Annotated in this window: 4 protein-coding genes; 3 read left to right on the forward strand and 1 reads right to left on the reverse strand. The window is 49.3% G+C overall.

Annotated features, from left to right (window positions below; genetic code table 11):
- Window positions 1-926: IS66 family transposase (locus HW443_RS09660; RefSeq protein ID WP_176238113.1), on the reverse strand; the 926-nt coding region annotated here is incomplete at its 3' end.
- Between the two features lie 294 nt (window positions 927-1,220).
- Between HW443_RS09660 and HW443_RS09670 the strand changes: the two genes are divergently transcribed.
- Genes HW443_RS09670 through HW443_RS09680 form a run of 3 tightly spaced genes read left to right on the forward strand, consistent with a single transcriptional unit; the run spans window position 1,221 to window position 4,073 of the window.
- Window positions 1,221-2,465, forward strand: coding sequence for a tyrosine-type recombinase/integrase (locus tag HW443_RS09670; protein ID WP_176236194.1), 1,245 nt, complete (start codon window positions 1,221-1,223; stop codon window positions 2,463-2,465).
- The gene (locus HW443_RS09675; protein ID WP_176231375.1) at window positions 2,462-3,409 is read left to right on the forward strand and encodes a tyrosine-type recombinase/integrase; all 948 of its coding nucleotides are present in this window, start codon (window positions 2,462-2,464) and stop codon (window positions 3,407-3,409) included. Before HW443_RS09670 ends, HW443_RS09675 begins: the two co-directional genes overlap by 4 nt.
- Complete coding sequence (locus HW443_RS09680; protein WP_176237039.1) at window positions 3,399-4,073, forward strand: tyrosine-type recombinase/integrase; 675 nt, start codon at window positions 3,399-3,401, stop codon at window positions 4,071-4,073. Before HW443_RS09675 ends, HW443_RS09680 begins: the two co-directional genes overlap by 11 nt.
- The last annotated feature ends 50 nt before the right edge of the window (window positions 4,074-4,123 follow it).

A 4,123-nucleotide genomic window follows, 5' to 3' on the forward strand; every position in this document is an offset into this window, starting at 1 on the left:
ACTCCCGGATAATTCTTTCCCAGAACTTCCTCAACAACTGCTGAACCACGACTCCGGTCAATCTTGTATAGCACTATTTGATTGTTAACAAAGCACCACAGCCAGGCATTATCTGAGGCAACCTTCCATCCAGTTTCATCAGCATTAATTGACTTTGACCACCGAGCTTTTTCTTCCAGCATCTTATACAGTGGCTCTGCTTGATGGGCAGTTTTCTTATCAAATCCTACCAGTGCTTGCTGAGTTATCTCCATACCAAATAGATCCTTGAATATCTTGCTGACCTTATCAAAAGGCAGTTTTGCCTGATAACGAAGATATTGGGCAACTGCCATGGCCGCAGGACCAAAATATCCTTTAGGTATATCGGAAGGGACTCTGGCAGATACTATTTTCTTACAGCGTTTACAATATCTATAATGACGCCTGTAACATATCACTCTCGCTTTCCTTATCTCAATTTCTTCTATGGTATGCTCATCAACTTTCTCACACTCACTCAAGTCCCTTGAGCCACAATCACAGCGCTCAGGAAATACATCAATGTATTCATCAACCCGATCAGGTTTTTCCCGAGTTCCTCCCTTGTGACCCTGCGGTGCACCCCTTGGCCGAGATGATGAGAGAGAAGACTCATTATCAACTTGCTTTTCCTTCTTTCTCTTACTAATCACAAACGGTTTCTGATGTAGATCCTGGATTTTACTGCGTAGAGTATTATTTTCTGCCTCCAGTTGCTTTATTTTCTCATCACGCTCCTTAAAAGCTTCTACCGCTATCTCAAATACACGCCGCAATTGTTCATTCTCCAGCTTCACATGTTCCAGCTCCCTCAATACATCCTGAGGAGAGCTTCCCTCAAGATAGGGACATCTCTGGCAAATCAACGACTCAGTAGAATCAGTTATCCCTGTTGTTGTGAACATAACATCTTCCTGAAATCACTATGAAGAGGATACCCAAACACAGCTTTTATTGACCTTGTCTTCTTTTTGCTGGGCGAAAGTTTTCCCCTTCCCGTGGTCTTGCCCAATAAGACCCATTATGTGACCTCCGCAGTTATGTGACCTAAAGAAAAAAAAGGCCTTTATTTACAGTATTTTTCCTATTTGTACGTCACATAAGCAAAATCGATTATCCTGCCTAAAACCCTACCTGCCATAATATAATAAACTCTGCTACAACATGGTTGGATTATTCAAAAACAAGGAGGTCCAACCATGTTCGAAAAGTTATTCAAACTTCCTGCCGTAATCTCCCGTCATCAGAACGTACCATTCGCAGAGGAACGGCGGCGTTACCTCTTGCACTGTGCGCAGCAAGGATATGCACCTACAACCCTGCATGTAATAGCCGATGATCTTTTTTGGGTTGCCCGCAAACTCAGGGGTTATCCAGAACTTAGGGTAACCCCCGAGCAGATTAAAAAAGCCGCCCAAGATTGGTCGGAGCGGGAGCGTTATTCTGGGCATATGCTCAACAAGCGATGGACCAGCGCTCGCTTTGTTCGTGTGGCGAAGAAGTGGCTTCGTTTTTTGGGCCATCTGGTCGAGCCTGGGGATCAAACACCCTTTGCTCATCTCCTCATGGATTTCAGGAGATGGATGGAGGATGAACGGGGTCTATCCTCAACAACGATCCAGCGATGGTCTGGTTATTTGAAGCAGTTTCTATGTTGGTACGGAGCTAAGAAGCTTCCCTTCTCTGCGGTCGGCATCACGGATCTCGACGCATTTCTGACGTCCTGTGGTGCAAAGGGGTGCTCTCGAGTATCGATTAATAATAAGGCCACCGGCCTCAGAGCCTTCTTTCGATACGCTGGCACCAAAGGATGGTGTGGTCCCCTGATAGCGGAAGCCATCAAAGGGCCACGTATCTTCACCCAGGAAAACCTGCCTTCAGGTCCGTCGTGGCACGAGGTCAGACGTCTGCTTGCCAGTATGGAAACAAACCGACCAGAAGATCTACGCGACCGACCTATCATCATGCTCTTTGCTATCTATGGCTTACGTGCAACGGAAGTCGCAAAGATGCGGCTTGAAGATATCGATTGGGAACATGACCTCATCTTGGTGTCACGCCCTAAAAGCAGAGGACGTCAGATCTATCCCCTTTTACCGACCGCAGGTAACGCCATCCTCCGGTATTTACAGGAAGTACGCCCGCGATGTTCATGGCGGGAGGTATTCCTCACTTTTTCGGCTCCTCTGCGGCCGATTTCCCGAACCGGCCTCTATAGTTTGACCCAAAGACGCATGCTGGAGCCTGGCATCTCTACCCCGCACAGGGGACCACACGCGTTGCGTCATGCCTGTGCAGTTCACCTTGTTGAGGAAGGTTTATCACTCAAGGAGATCGGTGATCACCTTGGACATCGCAGCTCTTCTGCCACCCGAATCTACGCCAAAGTCGATTTATCGGGTCTCCGTGAAGTGGCTGCATTTGATCTGGGAGGACTGAAATGAAACTATCTCAACTTGTTAGCGAGTACATTGCGTTCAAGCATGCCTTGGGGGTCCGCTTTCAGACAGAAGCTAGAATCCTTAAGGCTTTCTCTCGAGCCATGGGCGATGTCGAGAGCATAGAAGTTGAACCCAGCGCTGTCCACGCATTTCTTGCTGGAAAAGGCGTAGTGACAGGCTTCTGGTATGAGAAGTTTGGAGTGCTCGCCAGGTTCTATCGCTTCTTGATGATCCGCAACTACGTAGACTCCATCCCGCTGCTCAAAACAATGCCTAAACGTCCGGAGCCTATGAAACCATATATTTATACTCTGGAGGAACTGCGCAGGCTTCTTGCGGCAACGGATAGACTCCAAAGTCCATGGAGTCCTCTTCGGGCCCACACCTTCCATACGCTCATTCTTACGCTCTATAGTACGGGGCTTCGCATCGGTGAGGCACTCTCACTGACATTGGCCGACGTAAATCTTCTGGAAAGCCTGATTATGGTTCGTAGCGGTAAATTCTTCAAAACCCGATTGGTACCGATAGGCCCTCAGCTAACGGAAACACTCCGAAGTTATGTGCAAAGACGGCGAAAGCTGCCTTGCCCTCAAGGGGAGGATTCAGCCTTCTTTGCTACGCGATCTGGAAATGCCTTGACTTATGATCAGGCGCGAAAAGTCTTTCCGATCCTCCGCAAACTGGCTGGGATCTATCGTGAAAAGGAGGCTCGTTATCAGCCCCGTGTGCATGATATTAGGCATACGATGGCGGTGCATAGACTTGTAGCGTGGTACCGCGAAGGCGCTGACGTTCAGCGCCTGCTTCCCCTGTTATCCACCTACTTGGGTCACCTCGACATTGCTGGTACCCAACGCTACCTGAGCTTCATTCCAGAACTCCGGGATGAGGCGTGTCGTCGTTTCGAACACTATGCCTTACGGGAGGTAGAAGATGAAGACTGACAAGCAACGTATTGGCCAATGGATCAGACGCTTCCTTATGGAGCATTTGGTTGGAGAGCGCAACCTTGCCCGCAACACCCAGACGAGCTACCGCGATACATTAGCCCTGATGCTTCCCTTTGCCGCTCAGAGGCTGCGGCAGTCAGTAGATCACCTGGACATCGAACACATCTCAGCAGATCTTGTCCGTGACTTTCTCCAATACATCGAGCAGGAGCGAGATTGCTCGATCGTTACACGCAACCAACGTCTCGCCGCTATCCATGCTTTAGCTCGCTTTATTGGCGAGCGTAGCCCCGAGCAGGTCGCTTGGTGCGCCGAGATACGGAGCATTCCTTTCAAAAAGTCATCAAAGCCCACAATGATCTATCTAGAAAAGCCTGAGATGGACGCCCTCCTTAATGCTCCGGACCGCCGTACTGAACAAGGGAAAAGGGACTATGCTGTGATGCTCTTTCTGTATAACACGGGGGCTCGGGCTGACGAGGCAGCACACGTAACCATCGACGATCTGGACTTGGGCCTCTCTCCATCAGTAAAAATCAACGGGAAAGGGGGTAAGACCCGTCATTGTCCGCTGTGGACGTTGACGGCAAGGATACTGGCCGCCCTTATTGCAGGACGTGCGTCTCACGAAGCAGTCTTCTTAAACCGTCGTCAGTAGGGTCAAGGAATGGCGCCATAGACTTAGGTAGTGCTTATCTGTTTCTCTCC

It is taken from the genome of Candidatus Hakubella thermalkaliphila (assembly GCF_013281975.1).
Lineage (GTDB): Bacteria > Actinomycetota > Humimicrobiia > Hakubellales > Hakubellaceae > Hakubella > Hakubella thermalkaliphila.